At 65.2% G+C, this 19474-nt stretch carries 21 protein-coding genes; 15 read left to right on the top strand and 6 right to left on the bottom strand.

Features of this window, described 5'->3' with window-relative positions:
- The 5 genes from BLP96_RS16040 (at position 1) to BLP96_RS16020 (ending at position 5058) form a co-directional block, all read left to right on the top strand.
- Positions 1-1254: a benzoate/H(+) symporter BenE family transporter gene (locus BLP96_RS16040; protein WP_089688179.1), complete on the top strand. Its 1254-nt coding sequence runs from the start codon at positions 1-3 to the stop codon at positions 1252-1254.
- Positions 1255-1604: 350 nt separating this feature from the next.
- Positions 1605-2630, top strand: a complete 1026-nt coding sequence (locus tag BLP96_RS16035) for a TRAP transporter substrate-binding protein (RefSeq protein ID WP_089688177.1) — start codon at positions 1605-1607, stop codon at positions 2628-2630.
- A 6-nt stretch (positions 2631-2636) separates the two neighbouring features.
- Positions 2637-3164, top strand: coding sequence for a TRAP transporter small permease (locus tag BLP96_RS16030; protein WP_176761544.1), 528 nt, complete (start codon positions 2637-2639; stop codon positions 3162-3164).
- Positions 3154-4443: a TRAP transporter large permease gene (locus BLP96_RS16025; RefSeq protein WP_089688175.1), complete on the top strand. Its 1290-nt coding sequence runs from the start codon at positions 3154-3156 to the stop codon at positions 4441-4443. Before BLP96_RS16030 ends, BLP96_RS16025 begins: the two co-directional genes overlap by 11 nt.
- A gap of 171 nt (positions 4444-4614) precedes the next feature.
- A complete protein-coding gene (locus BLP96_RS16020; RefSeq protein ID WP_089688173.1) occupies positions 4615-5058 on the top strand; it encodes a hypothetical protein in 444 nt (147 codons plus the stop codon).
- 64 nt (positions 5059-5122) lie between these two features.
- Here the strand turns inward: BLP96_RS16020 and BLP96_RS16015 are convergent, their stop codons facing one another.
- A complete protein-coding gene (locus BLP96_RS16015) occupies positions 5123-6016 on the bottom strand; it encodes a helix-turn-helix domain-containing protein (RefSeq protein WP_089688171.1) in 894 nt (297 codons plus the stop codon).
- Between the two features lie 162 nt (positions 6017-6178).
- Here BLP96_RS16015 and pobA point away from each other — a divergent pair, with 162 nt between their 5' ends.
- The 4 genes from pobA to aroQ all read left to right on the top strand — a co-directional run bounded on the left by pobA (position 6179) and on the right by aroQ (position 8999).
- The gene (pobA, locus tag BLP96_RS16010) at positions 6179-7363 is read left to right on the top strand and encodes a 4-hydroxybenzoate 3-monooxygenase (RefSeq protein WP_089688169.1); all 1185 of its coding nucleotides are present in this window, start codon (positions 6179-6181) and stop codon (positions 7361-7363) included.
- Positions 7360-7512: a hypothetical protein gene (locus BLP96_RS20160; protein ID WP_176761543.1), complete on the top strand. Its 153-nt coding sequence runs from the start codon at positions 7360-7362 to the stop codon at positions 7510-7512. Before pobA ends, BLP96_RS20160 begins: the two co-directional genes overlap by 4 nt.
- Before the next feature lie 57 nt (positions 7513-7569).
- Positions 7570-8493, top strand: a complete 924-nt coding sequence (locus tag BLP96_RS16005) for a branched-chain amino acid transaminase (RefSeq protein ID WP_089688167.1) — start codon at positions 7570-7572, stop codon at positions 8491-8493.
- Positions 8494-8558: 65 nt separating this feature from the next.
- A complete protein-coding gene (gene aroQ / locus BLP96_RS16000) occupies positions 8559-8999 on the top strand; it encodes a type II 3-dehydroquinate dehydratase (RefSeq protein ID WP_089688165.1) in 441 nt (146 codons plus the stop codon).
- A gap of 208 nt (positions 9000-9207) precedes the next feature.
- Here the strand turns inward: aroQ and BLP96_RS15995 are convergent, their stop codons facing one another.
- Positions 9208-10098: a universal stress protein gene (locus BLP96_RS15995; protein ID WP_089688163.1), complete on the bottom strand. Its 891-nt coding sequence runs from the start codon at positions 10096-10098 to the stop codon at positions 9208-9210.
- A gap of 64 nt (positions 10099-10162) precedes the next feature.
- The gene (locus tag BLP96_RS15990) at positions 10163-11182 is read right to left on the bottom strand and encodes an acyltransferase family protein (RefSeq protein WP_089688162.1); all 1020 of its coding nucleotides are present in this window, start codon (positions 11180-11182) and stop codon (positions 10163-10165) included.
- A gap of 140 nt (positions 11183-11322) precedes the next feature.
- On the opposite strand from BLP96_RS15990, the gene BLP96_RS15985 reads away from it, so the two are divergent.
- From BLP96_RS15985 to BLP96_RS15970, 4 genes are all read left to right on the top strand, one after another.
- Positions 11323-12228, top strand: a complete 906-nt coding sequence (locus tag BLP96_RS15985; protein ID WP_089688160.1) for an alpha/beta hydrolase — start codon at positions 11323-11325, stop codon at positions 12226-12228.
- A gap of 116 nt (positions 12229-12344) precedes the next feature.
- Positions 12345-13313 carry a magnesium transporter CorA family protein gene (locus BLP96_RS15980; protein ID WP_089688158.1) on the top strand — a complete coding sequence of 323 codons (969 nt, stop codon included), beginning with the start codon at positions 12345-12347 and terminating at the stop codon, positions 13311-13313.
- Between the two features lie 162 nt (positions 13314-13475).
- Positions 13476-14651, top strand: coding sequence for an alcohol dehydrogenase catalytic domain-containing protein (locus BLP96_RS15975; RefSeq protein ID WP_089688156.1), 1176 nt, complete (start codon positions 13476-13478; stop codon positions 14649-14651).
- Complete coding sequence (locus tag BLP96_RS15970; RefSeq protein ID WP_089688154.1) at positions 14648-15697, top strand: proline racemase family protein; 1050 nt, start codon at positions 14648-14650, stop codon at positions 15695-15697. Before BLP96_RS15975 ends, BLP96_RS15970 begins: the two co-directional genes overlap by 4 nt.
- On the opposite strand, the gene BLP96_RS15965 is transcribed toward BLP96_RS15970, so the two are convergent.
- Genes BLP96_RS15965 through BLP96_RS15955 form a run of 3 tightly spaced genes read right to left on the bottom strand, consistent with a single transcriptional unit; the run spans position 15682 to position 17125 of the window.
- On the bottom strand, positions 15682-15900 hold the full coding sequence (locus BLP96_RS15965) for a DUF1289 domain-containing protein (protein ID WP_245682289.1): 219 nt from the start codon (positions 15898-15900) through the stop codon (positions 15682-15684). The two genes, BLP96_RS15970 and BLP96_RS15965, sit on opposite strands and share 16 nt — an antisense overlap.
- Entirely contained in the window at positions 15897-16310 is a 414-nt protein-coding gene (arfB, locus tag BLP96_RS15960) for an alternative ribosome rescue aminoacyl-tRNA hydrolase ArfB (RefSeq protein ID WP_089688152.1), read from the bottom strand. The genes BLP96_RS15965 and arfB overlap by 4 nt, the downstream gene beginning before the upstream one ends.
- A 47-nt stretch (positions 16311-16357) precedes the next feature.
- Positions 16358-17125, bottom strand: a complete 768-nt coding sequence (locus BLP96_RS15955) for a DUF1499 domain-containing protein (protein WP_089688151.1) — start codon at positions 17123-17125, stop codon at positions 16358-16360.
- Between the two features lie 177 nt (positions 17126-17302).
- Between BLP96_RS15955 and BLP96_RS15950 the strand changes: the two genes are divergently transcribed.
- Together BLP96_RS15950 and nfsA are read left to right on the top strand one after the other, a co-directional pair.
- Entirely contained in the window at positions 17303-18559 is a 1257-nt protein-coding gene (locus tag BLP96_RS15950) for a M20/M25/M40 family metallo-hydrolase (protein ID WP_089688149.1), read from the top strand.
- A gap of 27 nt (positions 18560-18586) precedes the next feature.
- Positions 18587-19318, top strand: coding sequence for an oxygen-insensitive NADPH nitroreductase (nfsA, locus tag BLP96_RS15945; RefSeq protein ID WP_089688147.1), 732 nt, complete (start codon positions 18587-18589; stop codon positions 19316-19318).
- The last annotated feature ends 156 nt before the right edge of the window (positions 19319-19474 follow it).

Genomic DNA, 19474 nt, shown 5'->3' with positions numbered 1-19474 from the left:
ATGAAGCACCTCGAGAAAGGCGTCGGCCTGGCGTCGGCGCCCCGCGACTTCCTGCGTGACCTCAACGCCGACAACCTGAGCGCGGGCCTGGTGGCGGGCATCTTCGGCCTCAGCGCCGGGATCATCCATATCAGCGCCGGCACCGCTGCTGGGCTGCCCCAGGAGTTCACCCTGCTGTGGGTGATCAGCTACCTGATGATCAACGGTCTGTTCGGGCTCTTCCTGCCTGCTTATTACCGTCTTCCTCTGCCGATGGCCAATTCCATTCCCGGGGCGCTGTTGTTCGCTTCCATCGTCCCCGTGGTGGGGCTCAACGAGGCTCTTGGGGCGACGCTGATCGCCGGGGCGATCGCGCTGGTCGTCGGCCTGGCCGGGTGGATGAGCCTGGTCATGCGGCTGATTCCGATGCCCATCGTCATGGGCATGGTGGCGGGTGTGTTGCTCAAGTTCGGCATCGACATGGTGTCTCCGCTAGAGAACGCCCTGGTGCCGTCCGGGGTGATGATTCTCTCCTTCTTCTTCGCCGCGCGTTATCTGCGCCGGGTGCCGCCGCTGGTGGTCACCCTGCTGGTGGGTATCGGCTACATGGCGCTTTCAGGGGCCGATTTCTCCAATGTGGCTTTCTCGTTCCGGTTTCCCGAGTTCATCATGCCGACGTTTACCCTTGAGGCCTTCCTGGCCTACGGCCTGCCCCTGGCGCTGATCCTGGTGGGCATGGAGACCCCTGCCGGGGTGGGACTGGTCAAGGGCATGGGCTACAAGGAGGCGCCGGCCAACGCCATCACCGCGCTGGGCGGCTTCGGCACCATGCTTTCGGCCTTCTTCAACCTTCACAGCACCTGCATCGCCGCGCCGATGACCGGCATCTGTTCGGGGCCCGAAGCCGGCAGCCACGACAAGCGCTGGGTGGCCGCGGTGATCGTCGGCATCATCTTCGTCGCGGCGGCGCCGTTCTACGGCTTCGTGTTCAACCTGATCGAGGCCATGCCGGGCTACTTCATTTCCATCATCGCCGGGCTGGCGTTGCTGCGGGTGATCAGCTCGGCCATGCACATGACCTTCTCCGGCAAGCACGAAGTGGGCGCCATGTTCTCCTTCCTGATCGCGGTGTCGGGCATCCAGATCTTCGGCATCGGCGCCTCCTTCTGGGCGCTGGTGCTGGGGGCGGGCCTCTCGATGCTCGTCGAGTTCCGGGACTTCGAGTTCGCTCTCGAGCTGCCCCGGCGTCGCAAGGCCGGTGCGGCGACCCGCTGACCGCCTCCCCTTGAATCCTCCTTGGCCCGAGACTGCGAGGCGGTCCGGGCCCTTTTTTCTATCGCCACTCGAGGGCGTCGCGCTTGCTGCGATGGTGGAGCGGGATGCGACTTTGGTCGTGCGGCAGTATGCGGAAAGTCCAAGTATGCATGGCAATTTGATCGGTTGCTGCCGAAATGGGCCGCTATGGTGGTCCCGGGAGTCCCTGTCTCGTCCGCTGCCGCGGAAGGCATTAGACCAAAGTGGGTTATCGGATGGCGACGGGGTGAGTTACTTTTTACACAACATGCGAACGTAAGTTCGTGATGCGAACCAGCAGTCGCCGACAACGATAATCCTGGAGGATCCTGATGAACCGCACGCTCACTCGCTGCCTATTGGCAGCCTCCATCGCCGGTCTGACCGCGGCTTCCGCCCAGGGCGCCACCTTGCGCATGGCGCACTTCTGGCCAGGTGCCTCCGGCATCAACCAGGATATCTTCGAGGCCTGGGCTGCGACGCTCGAGGAGGAGTCCGGCGGCGAGCTCGAAGTCGAGATGTTCCCTTCCGGCACCTTGGCCAAGCCGGATTCCATCTATGAGGCGGCGGTCAACGGCATTGCCGATATCGGCGCTACCGCCCAGGGTTACACCGCCGGTCGCTTCCCGCTGTCGCAGATCGTCGAGCTGCCCGGCGTGGCGACGACGGCGACGCAGGGTGCCTGCGTGCTGCAGACCCTCTACGACGAGGGGCATCTCGACGAAGAGTATGCCGACACTCGGCCGTTGTTCTTCTTCACCACCGGCCCGGGCGGCATCCACACCATCGACACCGACGTCCAGGAGCCTTCCGATCTCGAGGGGCTGCGCATCCGTCGTCCCACCGCCGTGGCCGGCGAGATGCTCGAAAACATGGGCGCCAACCCCGTGGGCATGCCGGCACCGGACATCTATACGGCCATGCAGCGCGGCGTGATCGATGGCCTGAGTTTCCCCTGGGAGGGCCTGAAGGGCTTCCGCATCAACGAACTGGTCGAGTACCACACCGAGGTGCCGTTCTACACGCTGATTTTCGTGGCCACCATGAACCAGCGCACCTATGACGGCCTGAGCCCCGAGCAGCAGGCGGTGATCGACGCCAACTCCGGGATGAAATGGGCCGGGAACGCCGGAGAGGTCTTCGACCGCCTCGATGTGGAAGGCAAGCAGGAGGCGAAAGAGGCCGGCCACACCATTCGCGAGATCGACAATCCCCTGGAGCATCCGGACTGGCAGAAGCCCCTGCAGGACGGCATCGACAGCTACCTCGCCGAACTCGAGGAACGCGACCTGCCGGGGCGCGAGGTCTACGAAGCGGCGCTGGCGGCCAGCGAGTCCTGCGCTGCCGAGCAAGGGTAAGCCGTGATGATGCCTTCCCTGGAAAGGGCCAGCCATTGGCTGGCCCTTGTCTGTCGTCTCGTGGCCGGCATCGCCCTGTTGGCACTGCTGACGGTGACCATCGCGGATGTCGGTACCCGCTACCTGCATCGGATCACCGACGGCGCCATCGCTCTGCGGGTTTCCGGCAGCGTGGAGCTGGTCAGCTACCTGATGCTGTTCTCGCTGCTGGCGGCCATGGCGGCCAACGTTGAGAAGAGCCAGGTAGTGGTGGAGGCGTTCTCTCACGGCCTTTCGTCCAACCTCAAGAACCGCCTGCACGGGGTTTATCTGCTGGGGTTCGCGGCACTCGGCCTGATTCTGTTCATTGGCTTGCTCGATTCGGCCGCGGCGGCGGCGCGCCACGGCGAGGTGACGCAGGATCTACGCCTGCCCATGGGGCCCATCTACTATCTGGCGGCCGCGCTCAGCCTGCTGCTCGGGCTGCGCAGTCTGATCCATGCACTGCTCAGTGCGGTGTTCGGTGCCGACGGGGAGGTGTCCCATGGGGAGTGAAGCGATCGGAGCCCTGGGGCTAGGCCTGTTGCTCCTCCTCATGGTGCTGCGGGTGCCGGTGGCGTTGACCATGCTGGTCGTCGGAGTGGTGGGGTTCGCTCAGATCATCAGTTGGGACGCGGCCATCGCCCAGCTCAAGACGGTGCCGGTGGAGGTGCTCTCCAACTACAGCTTCAGCGCCGTGCCCATGTTCATCTTCATGGGGGTGCTGGCCGCGCACTCCGGGATGGCCGGCAAGCTCTTCCATTCGACGCGGGTGATCTGCGGCGGCTGGAAAGGGGGGCTAGCCATCGCCGCGGTGGGCTCCTGCGGGGTCTTCTCGGCGATCTCCGGCTCGTCGCTGGCCACTGCCAGTACCATGACCCGGGTCGCCCTGCCGGAGATGGAGCGCTACGGGTACAACCGCGGTCTGGCCACCGGAGCGTTGGCCGCCGGCGGCACCCTGGGCATCATGATTCCGCCCTCCATCGCGCTGTTGATCTACGCCATCCTCACCGAGCAGTCGGTGGGCGACATGTTCATGGCCGGGCTGGTGCCCGGGCTGATGGGTCTGGTGATGTATGCACTGACCGTGAGCGTGGTGATGCGCCTCAGGCCGTCGATGGCGGTGGCCGGCGAGCCCACCGCCTGGAAGGAGAAGCTGGCTTCGCTCGGCGGTCTGGTGCCGTTCTTCGCGGTCTTCTTGGTGATGATCCTGGGGATCTACTTCGGCGCCTTCACCCCCACCGAGGGGGCGAGCGTGGGGGCCTTCGCGACCCTGCTCTATGCCCTGGTGAAGGGGCTACGCGGCGCCGAACTGTGGCGCAGCGTGCAGGAGACCCTGGCACTCTCCGCGGTGGTGTTCTTCATGCTGGTGGGCGCCGAGACCCTGGGCTACTTCATCTCGGTGTCGCGTATATCCTTCTCGATCAGCGATATGCTGTTCGCGGCGGAGTTGTCGCCGTTCGTGGTGGTACTGTGCATCCTGCTGCTCTATTTCGTGCTCGGGATGTTCATGGACTCCATCGCCATGCTGGTGATCACCGTGCCGGTGGTGTTCCCGATCATCCAGTCGTTGGGCATCGACCCGGTGTGGTTCGGCATCATCACCGTGCTGACCGTGGAGCTGGGCCTGATCACTCCGCCGGTGGGCATGAACGTCTTCGTGATCAAGGCCATGGCACCCCACGTGGGGCTGGGCGAGATCTTCCGCGGCGTGGCGCCGTTCATCGTTTCGGACTTCGTGCGCCTGGCGCTGCTCATCGCCTTCCCGGTGCTGACCACGCTCTTCCTGATCTGAGTGTGCCATCGGCCAGCACGCGACGCCCCGGCGACAGTCGGGGCGCTTCGCGATAACTCCCCGGTTATGCCATCTCGCCGAAACCTCAATTGGCACGCCAGGCGGCGCGGTTCATGCTGCCGGTACGAAGGCAGGCCGGCCACGGCCGCCACGGGCGAATCGGAGGTGAACATGAGCGACAAGCAGAGCGAACGTCAGGGCTGGCTGGCCCGCCTGGAGGAGCGCCTGTTCGCGGCATCGATGCCGCAGTTGGTGCAGGGAATGCGCAACGAGGCTGCCACGAGCTACCGCGAGATGGTGCGCGATCTCGCCACCCCCATGGCACCGGCCTTGGAGCGCGAGGTGGCGCGCACCCTGAACCGCGGCGGCGATCGCGAGCTGATCCCTGCCGAGACCTTGATGCCCGAGATGATGCAGCGTTTCGACTTGGCCGCTGAGGATTTCGGCGCCGACGAGGCGACCCACTTCGCCGAACTGCAGGCGGTGTGCAATCGCTGCCCGACAGTAGGGCGCTGCTGGAGAGCGATGCGTGGCGGTGAAGGTTGGGCAAAATGCCGGGGCTTCTGCCCCAATGCCGAGGCCTTCGAAAAGAAGGCACTGGCCGTCGCTGGCTGAGCCCTTGCAGCGCTACCCCGCGCCCCCGGAAGGCATGGCTTTCCGGGGGCGCTTGCGTTGCGTGTCAGGGGTCGGGCTGACGCCGGCGAAATTCCCGCGGTGACAGGCCGGTCAGGCGCTTGAAGAAGCGGGTGAAGTAGGCCGGTTCCGAGAAACCGAGGCTGTCGGCGACTTGGCTGATGGTCATGTTGGTGTAGGTCAGTTGGCGCTTGGCTTCCAGCAGCAGGCGCTCGTGCAGCAGTTGAAGGGCGCTGCGCCCGGCCAGTCGCCGGCACAGGGTGTTGAGATGGGCGCCGGTCATGCCCAACTGGTCGGCGAATGCCTCGATGCTGGGCTGCTGGCGGAACTGGGTTTCGATCAACGCCTGGTAGTTCGTGAGGTGCTGGCTGGCGCGATCATGCTGGCGTCGCAGCGACCGGCTGCCATCCAGCACTCGATGATCGGCGCAACGTGACAGCTCCACCACCAGGGCTTGGGTCAGAGCCTCCAGCAGGCGGTCGCGCCCCGGGGCCGGATGGCGGTACTCGGCGGTGATCTGAGTCACCAGGGTGTCGATCCGGCTGGCAGCCTCGAGTCCGGTCAGCGAATGGGCCGCGGCGCGGTCGAGCACGCCGGCTCGTTCGGCCAGCAGGCCTTGCAGGCGCTCGACCAACGGCTTGGCCAGAGTGAGGATTTGCCCCCCGATATCCGGCGAGAACTGGAAGCCGTGGATGCTCATTGCCGGCACCACGATGGCCAAGGGAGCCTGTAGCGGCCGCGTGCTGCCTTCCAGTTCCAGTGCCACGCTGCCAGCGGTCACGTGCAGGACGTGCACGAGGTCGGCGTGGCGGTGGGGGCGGATCCGCCAGTCATGGAGGCGACTGCGCTCGGGGATCGACTCGCAGTGGAGTAGATCCGGGGTGGGCCAGTGGCGGGTCTCGCCATACAGCTTGAAGACGGGGACGGCGGTGTGAGACATGCGGGCTCCGACCAGCAGAGTGCGACCAAAGTCGACCCATTATGCTGGAATTGTCCAAGCAATTCTGCCAATAGTGCCTTATAGGGGGCTGGTTTTCAGTGAAAAATGCAATCCGGTAGGCGAACATTTGTTCACTGAAAAGACAACAACGGAGCCACCCCCATGAAAACACAGGTTGCCATCATCGGTGCGGGCCCCTCGGGCTTGCTGCTCGGCCAGCTGTTGGCTCGCCAGGGCATCGACAACGTGATTCTCGAGCGGCGCAGCGGTGAGTACGTGCTCAGCCGCATTCGCGCCGGGGTGCTGGAGCAGGGCATGGTCGACCTGCTGCGCGAGGCCGGCGTCGCCGAGCGCATGGATGCCGAGGGCATGGTGCACGATGGCGTCGAACTGGCCTTCGACAACCGTCGGGTGCGGGTCGACCTAGCCGGGCTGACCGGCGGAAAGACGGTGATGGTCTACGGCCAGACCGAGGTGACCCGCGACCTGATGGAAGCTCGCCAAGCCATTGGCGCCACTACCCTCTACGAGGTCGACGACGTCCAGCCTCATGGCCTCCAGTCGGAGACTCCCTACGTCACCTTCGAAAAGGATGGCGAGACGCATCGCCTCGACTGCGACTACGTGGCCGGCTGCGACGGTTTCCATGGCATCTCGCGCCAGTCGATTCCCGCCGACCGAATCAAGACATTCGAGCGAGTCTACCCCTTCGGCTGGTTGGGGCTGCTTGCCGACACTCCACCGGTGGCCGACGAGCTGATCTACGCGCGGCATGACCGCGGCTTCGCTCTGTGCAGCATGCGCTCGGCGACGCGCAGCCGCTACTACGTGCAGGTGGGCCTCGACGAGAAGGTCGAAGACTGGTCCGACGCGCGCTTCTGGGAGGAGCTCAAGCGCCGCGTACCGGAGGACGTGGCCGACAGCCTGGTCACCGGCCCTTCCATCGAGAAGAGCATCGCCCCGCTGAGAAGCTTCGTCGTCGAGCCCATGCAGTACGGCCGCCTCTTTTTGGTGGGCGATGCCGCGCATATCGTGCCGCCCACCGGTGCCAAGGGTCTCAACCTGGCGGCCAGCGACGTGAATGCCCTCTATCGTGTGCTGGTGGCGGCCTACCGGGAGGGGCGTACGGAGCTGATCTCGCGCTACTCCGAGGTAGCGCTCAAGCGCATCTGGAAGGCCGAGCGATTCTCGTGGTGGATGACCTCGCTGCTGCACAAGTTTTCCGACCAGGAGGACTTCGCCACCCGCATGCAGCAGGCCGAACTCGACTACCTGGCAAGTTCCACTGCGGGGCTGACCACCATTGCCGAGAACTACGTGGGGCTGCCCTACGAGCCCTTGAGGTGACGTCGCCGCGGGTTGGTGGCCGGTCGCTGGAAGCCGAAACGCCCGATCTATTGGCCTACAGCGTCAATATTCGTATTCTGGAAGCACTGGAAGCGACCGACCGGCTGCCGGGGCGCGACCGTCAGCGGCTGATGGAACCGTTACGCTGACGCCGGTCAGCTCCAAAGCCACCCAACCCGACTCACCGATAAGTAAGGACGAACACTATGTCGATGGCTGACCGCGACGGTCTCATCTGGTTCGACGGCGAACTGGTCCCCTGGCGCGATGCCCAGGTCCATGTGCTGACCCATACCCTGCACTACGGCATGGGCTGTTTCGAAGGCGTGCGCGCCTACGCCACCGACGAGGGCACGGCGATCTTCCGCCTCAAGGAGCATACCGACAGGCTGTTCGATTCGGCCAAGATTCTCGGCATGTCGATGCCCTTCGACCGCGAGACGATCAACGAGGCCTGCCGGGCGGCGGTGCGCGAGAACGGCCTGGAAGAAGCCTACCTGAGGCCCATGGTGTTCTTCGGCAGCGAGGGCATGGGCCTGCGTGCCGACAATCTCAAGACCCACGTCATCGTCGCCGCCTGGGAGTGGCCCTCCTACATGTCGCCCGAAGCGCGGGAACTGGGCATCAAGGTGCAGACTTCGTCGTTCACCCGCCACCACGTCAACATCTCGGTGACTCGCGCCAAGGCCAACGGCCAGTACATCAACTCCATGATGGCGCTGGCCGAGGCACAGCGCGGCGGCTACGACGAGGCGCTGCTGCTCGATCCTCAGGGCTATGCGGCCGAGGGCTCGGGCGAGAACCTGTTCGTGGTCAAGAACGGCATCATCTACACGCCCATGCTCACCTCCTGTCTCAACGGCATCACCCGCAACACCGTGCTGCACATGGCGGAACACCTGGGCCTGGAACTGCACGAGAAGCTGATCACTCGCGACGAGATCTACATTGCCGACGAAGCCTTCTTCACCGGCACCGCTGCCGAGGTGCTGCCGATTCGCGAGCTCGACGGTCGCACCATCGGCGAAGGGCGCCGCGGCCCGGTCACCGAGAAGGTGCAGTCGCTGTACTTCGATCTGGTGCGCGGCAAGCAGGCACTCGACAAGCGCTGGCTGACGCCGGTGGCCTGAGTTCGATGGGCGCATGCCCGGCCGCCCATGGCGGTGGTCGGGTGTCGGCATGAGGAAACGACGACATGAACAAGGTGCTGGTGCTGCACGGCCCCAACCTCAACTTGCTGGGCTCCCGCCAGCCGGAAATCTACGGTCGCGAGACCCTCGGCGACATCGACAACGATCTGCGCCAGCGGGCGGTGCTCGCCGGTTGGGAAGTCGACTGTTTCCAGAGCAACCACGAAGGAGCGCTGATCGATGCCATCCACGCCGCCCGGGAGGATGGCACACGGGCGATCATCATCAACCCGGCGGCCTATACCCACACCTCGGTGGCGATTCTCGATGCCCTCAACGCCTTCGATGGCCGGGTGATCGAGGTGCACCTCTCCAACGTGCACCGGCGGGAAGCCTTTCGCCACCACTCCTACGTGTCGCTTCGCGCGGACGGGGTCATCGCCGGGTTCGGGTCTCAGGGCTATCGGGCGGCACTCGATGCCGTGATCGCTGCCACGGAAGCGTGACCCAAGTGACGAGCACGTCTTCGCCTATGAGAGCCATGCACAGGCTTTATTGGCTTGCGGGGCGGGACTCCGGATAATCTTCAGTCATTCGGTTCCGGCAGGCATGCGATCTCGTGTCTCACCGAGCCGATCCCCTGCATGACACTATCGCTTGGTTGCCCGCCACTCCCCTGGCGGGCCTTTTTTTCGTGTCGTTTTCAGGCCGCGATCAGACCACGACGGTGACCGGGCAGGATGCGCGGTCGATGACCCGGTGGCTCACGCTGCCCAGCAAGGCTTCACGCCAGGTACCGAGCCCACGACTGCCCATGATGATCATCGGGTGGTCGGCGTGCCGGCGTGCCTCGGCGGTGATGGCGTCGGCGTAGTGGGTGGTGCAGAGCACCCGTTCCGTCACGCCGGCGGGAATCTCGCCCAGCGCTTGGCGGGCGCGATGGAAGATGTGCCGGGTTTCGTCGTCCATGTTGCCGTCATCCGCCGCCTCACTCGCCGGGCGGCAGAACAGCAGCGCAACGCTCGCCTCGGCGCTGCGCGCCAGGTCGCCGGCCAGGGCGGCGGCCTTGTCGCTGTGACGCGACCCATCCACCGGCAGCAGCACCCGGTCGATGCGCTGAGCGTCTTCTTCGGCGGATTCGGCGTGAACCACGGTGACCGGAAAGCTGGCGCGGTGCACCACCTCGTTGCTGACGCTGCCTTCCACGAACTTGCCCATGTCGCTGAGGTGACGGGCGCCGATCACCAGCAGGCAGTCCGGCTGGCGCTGGGCATGCGCGACGATGATGCGCGCCGGGTGGCGCACGAAGGTGGCATCCTCCAGGGTCACCTCTTCGGGCGGGGTCGCCATTGGCGGCTGGATGGCTTCGCGGGCCAGCCTCAAGGCCTCGCTGGCCGTGTGCTGGCACAGAGCCCTGTCGTGATCGCTGTCGGCCTGCCGGTTGGCCGGCACGTCGCTGAGTTCGGGCGGGTTGAGCGGCATGACGTGCAACAGTTGCAGGCGCGCGTCCAGCAAGCGCGCGAGCATGGCAGCATGACGCGTCGCGGCCGCGGCGCTCGGGGAACCGTCTACCGGTACCATCACCAGCGAAACGCGCTCACTCATCGGGAACCCCCCAGTCAGCCCAACATCGTCCTCCCAGCCTAGCGCAGTTGACGAATCGGCGTCTTCATGGAACGTGCAGGCGCTTGCCGAACATCAGTCCGCTCCAGTGGCTGCGGTTGACGATCCGATTGAGCATGACCGAGCCGCCCATGCCGACTGCCGCCAGTGCCGATGCATAGAGCCACAGTGGAACCTTGACCTGCCAGGTGACGAAGTCGACGACGGAAAAGAACAGCGGATGAGCCAGATAAATGCCGAAGGAATACTCGTTGACTTGCTTCACCAATCGCGGTGCCGGACGATCGGCCAGCCAGTTCATGGCCCACAGCGCCGAAAAGATGAACAGCGGCACCACCCAGGTTTCTTTGGAGGAGTATTCGAGCTCGCCGCGCAGCGTGAACAGCACGATACCCGCCACGGTAGCCAGCAGCCAGGCCGGATTGGCGAAGCAGCGAAACCAGCGTCGCTTCATCAGGTTCGGATAAGCGCTGACCAGCAGCACGGCGAGGAAGAACAGGTAGATCCAGCCGATTGGCGCGATCCAGTGCAGGTATCCCGGTGGCTCGAGGCCCTGCCAACGGAAGTAGCCCCAGTAGCCCATGCTGATGAGCGCTCCGATTACCAGCCCTGGACCCGAAGAGAGCCAGTGCCAGAGCCGGAAGCGATTGTAGAGCCAGAACAGCACGTAGAACTGCATGGCGATGATCAGGAAATAGCCGTGCCAGCCGGCGAACACCAGGTACTCGGTCATGTGGCCGGCAAAACCGAGCGAATCGCCATTGGCCTTGACCCGCACATACTCGGCCAGCGAGTAGATCAGCCCGTAGACCAGGTAGGGCACCATGACGTACTTGAAACGGTTGGCCAGGAAGTGGTGGGGGACGGCGTCGCCATAGCGGGCTGAAAAGAGGAAGATCGAAATGAAGATGAAGATCGGCGTGCCCAGGACCAATGGAATGCGCGCGAGATCCAGGGTCAGGTGCGACAGGTAGTTGTCTTCGATGCGCAGGATCAGGTGGAAAAGGAAGACAGCCAGGCAGCCGTAGAACCTGAGCCAGTAGATTTCCTCGATGCGTCCTTTCATGGGCTACCGGGCCTGTGTCGTGTCGTCGTGTGAAGCGGAGTGGAACGTCGGCGCCTGCCAGGCTGTCCGACCACGTCGGAACGCAAACATTCCTCGTGCAATGACGATGTCATTCTCGCTTGGGTATCGGGAGTCCGATCATGACGTTTCGGTGCTGTGCCATCGGCATGCTAGTGCTGCTGTTCTGCTCACCGCTGCTGGCCGGCCAGATCAGTCATCACCGCTTCGCGTCCGCGGTGCTGGGCCGCGACTACCCCTATACGCTCTATCTGCCCGACGGCTATCGCAGTGCGCAGCAGGCCTATCCGGCCATCTATCTGCTGCATGGCTCCTTCGGCGATGCCTCCGATTGGGTCGAGCGCGGCGGCCTCGAGCGTACCGCCGACCGCCTGATCCGCGAGGGCGTGATCCCGCCGGCGGTCATCGTCATGCCCGGCAGCCGCAGCTGGTGGATCGACGGCTACAACGAGCCCGCCCGGCGCGCCTTCTTCGACGATCTCATACCCCACGTGGAGGCCACTTGGCAGGTGGTTCCGGAGCGCGCCTGGCGCGGCGTGGCCGGTCTATCCGCCGGTGGCTACGGCTCCGTCAACTTCGCCCTGGAGCGCCCCGAACGCTTCGCCGCCGCGGCCGCGCTGAGTCCGGCCAGCTACCATCCCCTGCCGCCGGACGACTCCTCCGCCTGGCGCCATCCCGCCTTTCTCGATGCGGCGGGCGAGTTCGATGTCGCGCTGTGGAAGGCGCGCAACTACACTGCCCACCTCGATGCCTACCTGGCCGGCGAACTGGTGGTGCCGCTTTACCTCAGTGCCGGCGACCGCGACGTCTTCAATGCCCTGCATCACACGCGTCTGATCTACCAAGCGTTGGAGCCGAACCAGCCCTACCGCATCACGCTGGAGACGTTTTCCGGCGGCCATACCTGGCGAGTGTGGCGGGCCAGCCTGCCCGGGGCGTTGACCTGGATGTTCGGCTTTCTCGAGGGGCCCGTGCCGCTGGAGCGGCTGACCGAAGCCCAGGCGGAAGCTCAGGCGCCGACACCGTGAGTCTCGCGGAGCCGAGTGTCTCGTACCGGGGCCGGCGATTTCGCTATGCTGGCAACCAGCGAAACGCGGGCGGTGGCGAGACGCGCCAAGACAAGTAATCCGTGAGGGAGAACGCGATGATTCGTACGCGATGGTTGGATGGCGAAGGCCAGGAGCATCTGGGCGGCGAGGAACTGATCGCCACCTGGCAGGCGGCGCCGCAGGGGCATATCTGGATCGACATGCAGGGAGAGCCGATAGCTCGCGAGCGCGAGCTGCTGGAGGCGTTCGGCTGCCACCCCATGGCCATCGAGGATGCCCATCGCGAGCGTCATCCGCCCAAGATCGAAGAGTTCGAGAACCACACCCTGATCCTCTACCGCGGAATCTCCGCCTTCGATGCCGAGCTCAACTACACGCCCCAGCAGATGGCCTTCTTTCTCGGCGAGCGCTTCTTGATCACCCTGCATCCCGGCAAGGCGCTGAGCATCGACCGCCTGTTCGACGCCGAGGGCGGCGTGCTGCTGCGCCGCTCGCCCGAGCACGTGGCGCTGCGCGTGATGTACCTCTCTGCCGGGTACTATCTGGACAGCCTGCTCGAGTTCGAGAATGCCTTGAGCGACCTGGAAGACGCCCTGCTAGACGACGGCAGCGACGCCCTGATGCGCCGCATCATCGCTTATCGCTCGCGGCTGGTGAAAATGCGTCGGGTGTTCAATTACCACGTCGGCATCACCCAGGACCTGACCGCTTACGACTACTCCCACCTGCCCCGGGGCAACGAGGATACCTTCCACGCCATCAACGACGTGCACGAGCGATTCGAGCGCCTTCACAGCCTGACCCAGATGTACTATGACATTTGCGGCGATCTGATCGACGGCTACATCTCGCTCTCCTCGCACCAGCTCAACCTCACCATGCGGGTACTGACGGTGATCACCGCCATCTTCGTGCCGCTGACCTTCATTGCCGGCATCTACGGCATGAACTTCGCGCACATGCCGGAACTCGCCTACCGCTATGGCTACTTCGTGGTGCTCGCGGTGATGCTGGCCATCGGCGTCTCGCTGCTGTGGCTGTTCCGTCGCAAGCACTGGTTGTAGCGAGCTACCGGCTCCGCTCGCAGGGCAGCATGCCCGGCGCGGCGAGGCAACAGAAAAAGTTGCGAGAAAACCGGGCAAATCAAGAACGAACCGCTCTTTTCATGCGACGGCCGATTGCACTATCGTCGCGCCTTTGACACGGCCCAACCCAGGAGGCAGCCGATGGCTAGCGCACCCCTTCCCGACACCGTGCCCGAGACCATGGCCGCCATGGTGCTCACCGGGCACGGCGATATCGACAAGCTGGTCTATCGCCAGGACGTGCCCACCCCCAGGCCGGGACCCGGCGAGGTGCTGGTGCAGGTCACGGCAACGGCCAAGAACAATACCGACCGCAAGGCGCGCGAAGGGCTCTATCCCACCAAGGAGAAGGGCGAGGTGACCTCCTTTGCCATGGGCGGCGAAGCGACCCTGACCTTTCCGCGCATCCAGGGCGCCGACGTGGCCGGGCGCGTGGTCGCCGTCGGCGAGGGAGTCGAGGCCGGGCGCATCGGCGAGCGCGGCCTGCTCGACTTCAACCTCTATCCCGATGCGCGCCGCGATATCAACCTGATGCCCGACTACTACGGTCACGGTGCCGACGGCGGCTTCGCCGAGTACGTCGCGGTGCCCTCGGACCAGTTTCACCACGTGCCCAACCCGGAGCTCGCCGATGCCGAACTCGCCGCCATGGGCATGTGCTCCTACCAGACGGCCTACCACATGATGACCTCGGCCCGGGTCAGCGCGGGGGAGCGGGTGCTCGTCACCGGCGCCAGCGGCGGCGTGGGCACGGCGCTGATCCAGCTGTGTCGCATCGTCGGTGCCATTCCCTACGCGGTGAGCCAGCCCGAGAAGGCCGACGCCCTGCTGTCGCTGGGCGCCGAGGCGGTGATCGACCGCGGCGACCTGGCCTCATTCGTCGAACGCACCCTCTCGGTCACCGGTGGAGCGCCCATCGACGCAGTGATGGATCTCGTCGGCGGCGAGATGACCGACCGCTTCATCGACACCATGATCGGCGACATGAAGGCCCGCAGCACCTATCCACGGCTCTCCATCGCCGGGGCCAGCGGCGGCAACCTCAGCGAGATCATGTGGACGCGCATCTACCTCTATCAGGTGCAGATCTTCGGCGTCTCTCACGGCACTCGCGAGGAGGCCGAGCAGCTGGTGGCCTGGATACGCGGCGGCGACCTCAAGCCGGTGCTGCACGCCGCCTTCAAGCTCTCCGAGCTTCACGACGCCGAGCGCTACTTCGTCGCCCGCGGCAGCAACTACCTGGGCAAGATCGTGATCGTGCCCGACAGCCAATGGAGTGCGCACGGGGCGCGCTTCGCCCTCGAGGGAAACGCATGAAGGAAGAACTCGTCTTCCAGATGATGGATACCCACGCCGGCGGCGACGTGAGCCGTATCGTCACCGGCGGCATCGATCTGCTGCCCGGCGCCACGGTGCGCGAGCAGATGCACTACCTGCGCGACGATGCCGATGGCCTGCGCAAACTATTACTCGACGAACCCTACGGCATTCCCGAGATGTCGGTGGACCTGCTGGTACCGCCCAGCGACCCCGAAGCGGCGGTGGGCTACATCATCATGGAGGTGATGGGCTATCCGATCTATTCCGGCTCCAACACCATCTGCACCGCCACGGCGGTGCTGGAACTCGGTCTGGTGGAGAAGCGGGAAGGGCGCCAGCGTTTCACGCTGGAGTCGCCGGCGGGGCTCGTGCACATCGAGGCGCTGGTGGAGAACGGCGTGGTGGAGGCGATCACCTGCGAGGGGTTGCCCAGCTACATCGACACCTATCGGTCCAGCATCCACGTGCCCGACCTGGGCGACGTGACCTACTCGGTGGCCTACAGCGGCGGCTTCTATGCGCTGGTGGAAGCCGCCGAGCTGGGCTTCGACCTGACCCGAGACGAGGAGCGCGATCTGGCGGACTGTGCCCACAGGATCGTCGAGGCGATCCAGGCGGAGCGGGGCTTCTCGCACTACACCCTGGGCGATGTGGGGCCGCTGCCCTTTCTGCACTTCATGGGCCCGGTGGAACAGGTGGCCGATGACTTCTACCGCTCGCGCTCGGCCACCTACGTGCACCCCGGGGTGATCTGTCGCAGCACCACGGGCACCGGCACCTCGGCGCGCCTGGCCCTGATGAACCATGAGGGACTCATCAAACCGGGCGACAGGCTGGAAACCGTCTCACTGCGCGAGACCGGCTTCATCGGCGAGTTCACCGGCACGCGTCGCGAAGGCACCCACCAGGTGGTGGAAAACACCATCACCGGCAAGAGCTACGTCCTCTCGCGTGCCGAAGTGGTGGTCAATTGCGAGGATCCCATGGTGGAGTGTGCGGGTCTGCACCACATTCTGACCAGCGGCCATCACGCCGGGGAATGAGGGTCGGCGGCCAGGCGTGCCCACACCGCGGCGCGCTCGGTCTCGCTCATGCTGCGCCAGCGAGCGATCTCATCGAGGGTGCGCCGGCAGCCTTCGCAGCGCTGCGTCGTCGAGTCGATCCGGCAGACCTGAATGCAGGGTGAGGCGAGGCGTTTTTCGCTGGGAGGCATCTTCTCCATGGCCTTCACGTTGTCGAGGGTCACTCGCGAACCTTGCCGCGCAGCGCCTTGGTCTGGCCCTTGCGGGTCTTCTTGTCCAGGCGCCGCCGCTGAGAGCCCTTGGTGGGTTTGGTCGGCTTGCGAACCTTGCGCTGCCTGATCGCCTCGCGGATCAGTTCGCGCAGGCGTTCCAGAGCATCCTCGCGGTTCTGCTCCTGCGTGCGGAAGCGCTGGGCCTTGATCACCACCACGCCCTCCTTGCTGATGCGCTGGTCGCCGAGCGCCAGCAGCCGCTCCTTGTAGAAGGGCGGCAGGCTGGAACGGGGGATATCGAAGCGCAGGTGCACCGCCGAGGCGACCTTGTTGACGTTCTGGCCGCCGGCCCCCTGGGCGCGAATGGCGTGGATCTCTATCTCCCAGTCGCCCAGTTCAACGGAGTTGGAGATGCGCAGCATGGTGAGGCTCGTTCGACTTCCGGGTGAGAGGGCAGGCTAACATGGCATCACTCCACGCGGGCGTGCAGGGCCGTCAGGTAATCGTGAATTCGCCCGGCGTTGGTACCCAGGTCGCTCTGGCCGAGGCGCGAGGCGGAGCGCACGTCGACGCGCACGCCATCGTCTTCCGGAGTCAGGCGGATCGCCACGTCGTCCTTGAAGCCGAACCAGCGCGTGGTGGCCGTCGCCTCGATGTGCCGTTCCTCCACGGCGGCGATCTCCCAGCCCATCTCGCGCGCCGTGGCTTCGGCAGCGTCGCGTACCTCGGCCAGCGGCAACGGCAGCGTGATCGGTTGCACCCAGGGATAGGCACTGCGCTGACGGCGGGCAAAGGACTCGCCGGGATACTCCACCCCGTTGGGGGCGGCCTCGCGGGCCTCGGCGAGTGCTTCGAAGGCGGGCGGATTCGTCGTGTCGGTGGTGATGTCGTGAATGGGCGGCACGCGCTGGGCGCGATGCATCATTTCCCAGGGCCCCACGAGCATGGCCGCGACCGCGGCGATCACCAGCAGCCCTGCGAATGCCGGTTTCCAGCGTCGGCACAGCGTGGCGATCAGCACGGCGATCAGCCCCAGCGCCGCCGCGCCCACGGCCACGTAGGCGCCCAGTCGCAGGACATCGAAGGCGGTGCCCAGGGGCAGGAGATCCAGACGGTAGGCCGGTCCGGCCCCGCCCATCATCAGTGCCGCGACCACCAGTAGCACGAAGCCCAGCTGGGCCGGTGCCACCGGCCAGCGGCCACCGCGGGGACGTGGTCTCAGGGTGAAGTTCGACATGAAGCCTCCCGGTCGATGAACCATGTCACAGCATACCCCTTTCCATGCCGACTTGCGGAGGGATGTTTCACGTTTGTCTGATGGAGCCTTTGCTGTTGATCTCGGTCGGGTGCGCAGCCGAGAGTCGTGAAATCTGGCAAACTGGAAGCTTTCTTCCCCGACACAGCGAGAGTAGCCATGAGCGAAGCGAACCAGCCCTGGACCCAGCCCATGCCGGAATCGCAGTTCGAGTTGATGCGGCGAATCCTCGATGCCCCGAGCCCCGTCGGGTTGGAAGGGGCCATGACCTACGGCGTGCTCAAGCCCCACTTCGAGAGCTTCGCCCCCGAAGGCTGGCAGTTGCATCAGTTCAAGGGGCATGCCGGCGTGGTGCTGGACTCCCACCCCGGCCGAGACGACCTCTTCAAGGTGATGATCATCGGCCATGCCGACAAGATTCGCATGCAGGTGCGCTCCATCGGCGACGACGGCAAGATATGGATCAACACCGACTCCTTCCTGCCCACCGTGCTGATCGGTCACGAGGTCAAGTTGTTCAGCGAGGATCCGGCCAGTCCGGGCCGCTATCGCATCATCCGCGGTGGCACCGTGGAAGCGCTGGGCGCCATCCACTTCTCCGACCCGGGCCAGCGCGATGGCAGCAAGGGCATCAAGAAGGAACAGATCTACCTCGATCTGCAGATTCACGGCGAGAACAAGAAGCAGCAGGTCGAGAACCTCGGCGTGCGTCCCGGTGACACCATCCTGCTCGACCGCCCCATTCGTCCCGGCTTCAGCCCCAACACCTTCTACGGTGCTTACCTCGACAACGGCCTGGGCTGTTTCGTCACCGCCGAAGTGGCACGGCTGATCGCCGAGGCCGGAGGTACCCGGCAGGTGCGCCTGCTGTTCGCCATCGCCAGCTACGAGGAGATCGGCCGCTTCGGCAGCCGGGTGCTGGCCGGCGAGCTCGAACCCGACGTGCTGATCGGCGTGGACGTCAACCACGACTACGTGGCGGCTCCCGGCATCGGCGATCGCCGCATGCAGCCGCTGGAGATGGGCAAGGGCTGCACCTTGTCGGTGGGCTCGATTGCCAGCGAGCAGCTCAACCGGATCATCGAGAGCACCGCCCGGGAGCACGGCATCCCCCTGCAGCGCGACATCGTCGGCGTGGATACCGGTACCGACGGCATGGCCGGCGTGCTCGCCGCGGTGGACTGTGCCGCCACCTCGATGGGCTTTCCCATCCGCAACATGCACACCATCTCCGAAACCGGCAATACTCAGGACGTGCTGGCTGCCATCCATGCCCTGACCCGCAGTCTCCAGGCGCTCGATGCCCTGCCGGACCCGCATCGCGAGTTTCTCGACAATCACCCGCGGCTCGACACCGCCTCGCCGCTGGCGCATCAGGGCGGTGCCAAGCCGCAAGCCGAAGCCGACGACGCCTGATCCCGAACCATTCGACTGCGAGATGTCATGAACCCGACCATCGAATTGCTGAAATCCCACCGCTCGATTCGCAAGTTCGCCGACCGGCCCGTCTCCCGCGAACTGCTGGAAGAGCTGATTCGCGCCGGCCAGGCAGCGGCGACCTCCAGCCACGTGCAGGCCTGCAGCGTCATTCACGTGAAGAACCCCGAGAAACGCGCGGCGATCGCCGATTACGCCGGCGGTCAGGGCTACGTGGCCAGCTGCGGCGCCTTCCTGGTGTTCTGCGCCGACATGAAGCGGCCCACCGAAGCCGCCGAGCGTACCGGTGCCCGGGTGGTGCGTGGCATGACCGAGCATCTGCTGGTAGCCACGGTGGACACCGCCTTGATGGCTCAGAACGTGGCGGTGGCCGCCGAGTCCGAAGGGCTCGGCATCTGCTACATCGGCGGCATCCGCAACGATCCCCGGGCCGTCAGCGACCTGCTCGAGTTGCCCCAGCACGTCTATCCGGTGTTCGGCATGTGCCTCGGCTATCCGGCTCACGATCCCGACGTGAAGCCCCGCCTGCCCGTCGAGGCGATTCTCAAGGAGGACCGCTACACCGACGACCGCGAATGGGTGGAAGCCTTCGACGACACCATGCATGCCTACTACCGGAGTCGGAAGGGCGGTCCCAAGGACAGCACCTGGTCGCAGAATCTCACGCCGTTGTTCGATACCAAGCTACGTCCGCACATGCGCGAATTCCTGATCGAGCGCGGCTTCGAGATGAAGTGATGGCCGCTGTGCGGCCCCTGCCTACAGCCTGGCTGTGGCGCCAGCGTCGCCCTTGCTCGCGCTGGGCCGGATCATCCTCGAAGGGGAGCGTAACTGGCATGGACCATGCGCCTGGCAAGCGCTACCAGCCGTAGTGTTGATCCCGGCGGCGAGCCC

The organism is Billgrantia gudaonensis (assembly GCF_900100195.1).
GTDB classification, from domain to species: domain Bacteria; phylum Pseudomonadota; class Gammaproteobacteria; order Pseudomonadales; family Halomonadaceae; genus Halomonas; species Halomonas gudaonensis.
The sequence above is the reverse complement of the archived record's forward strand: the minus strand, read 5'-3'. Positions and strand labels throughout refer to the sequence as shown.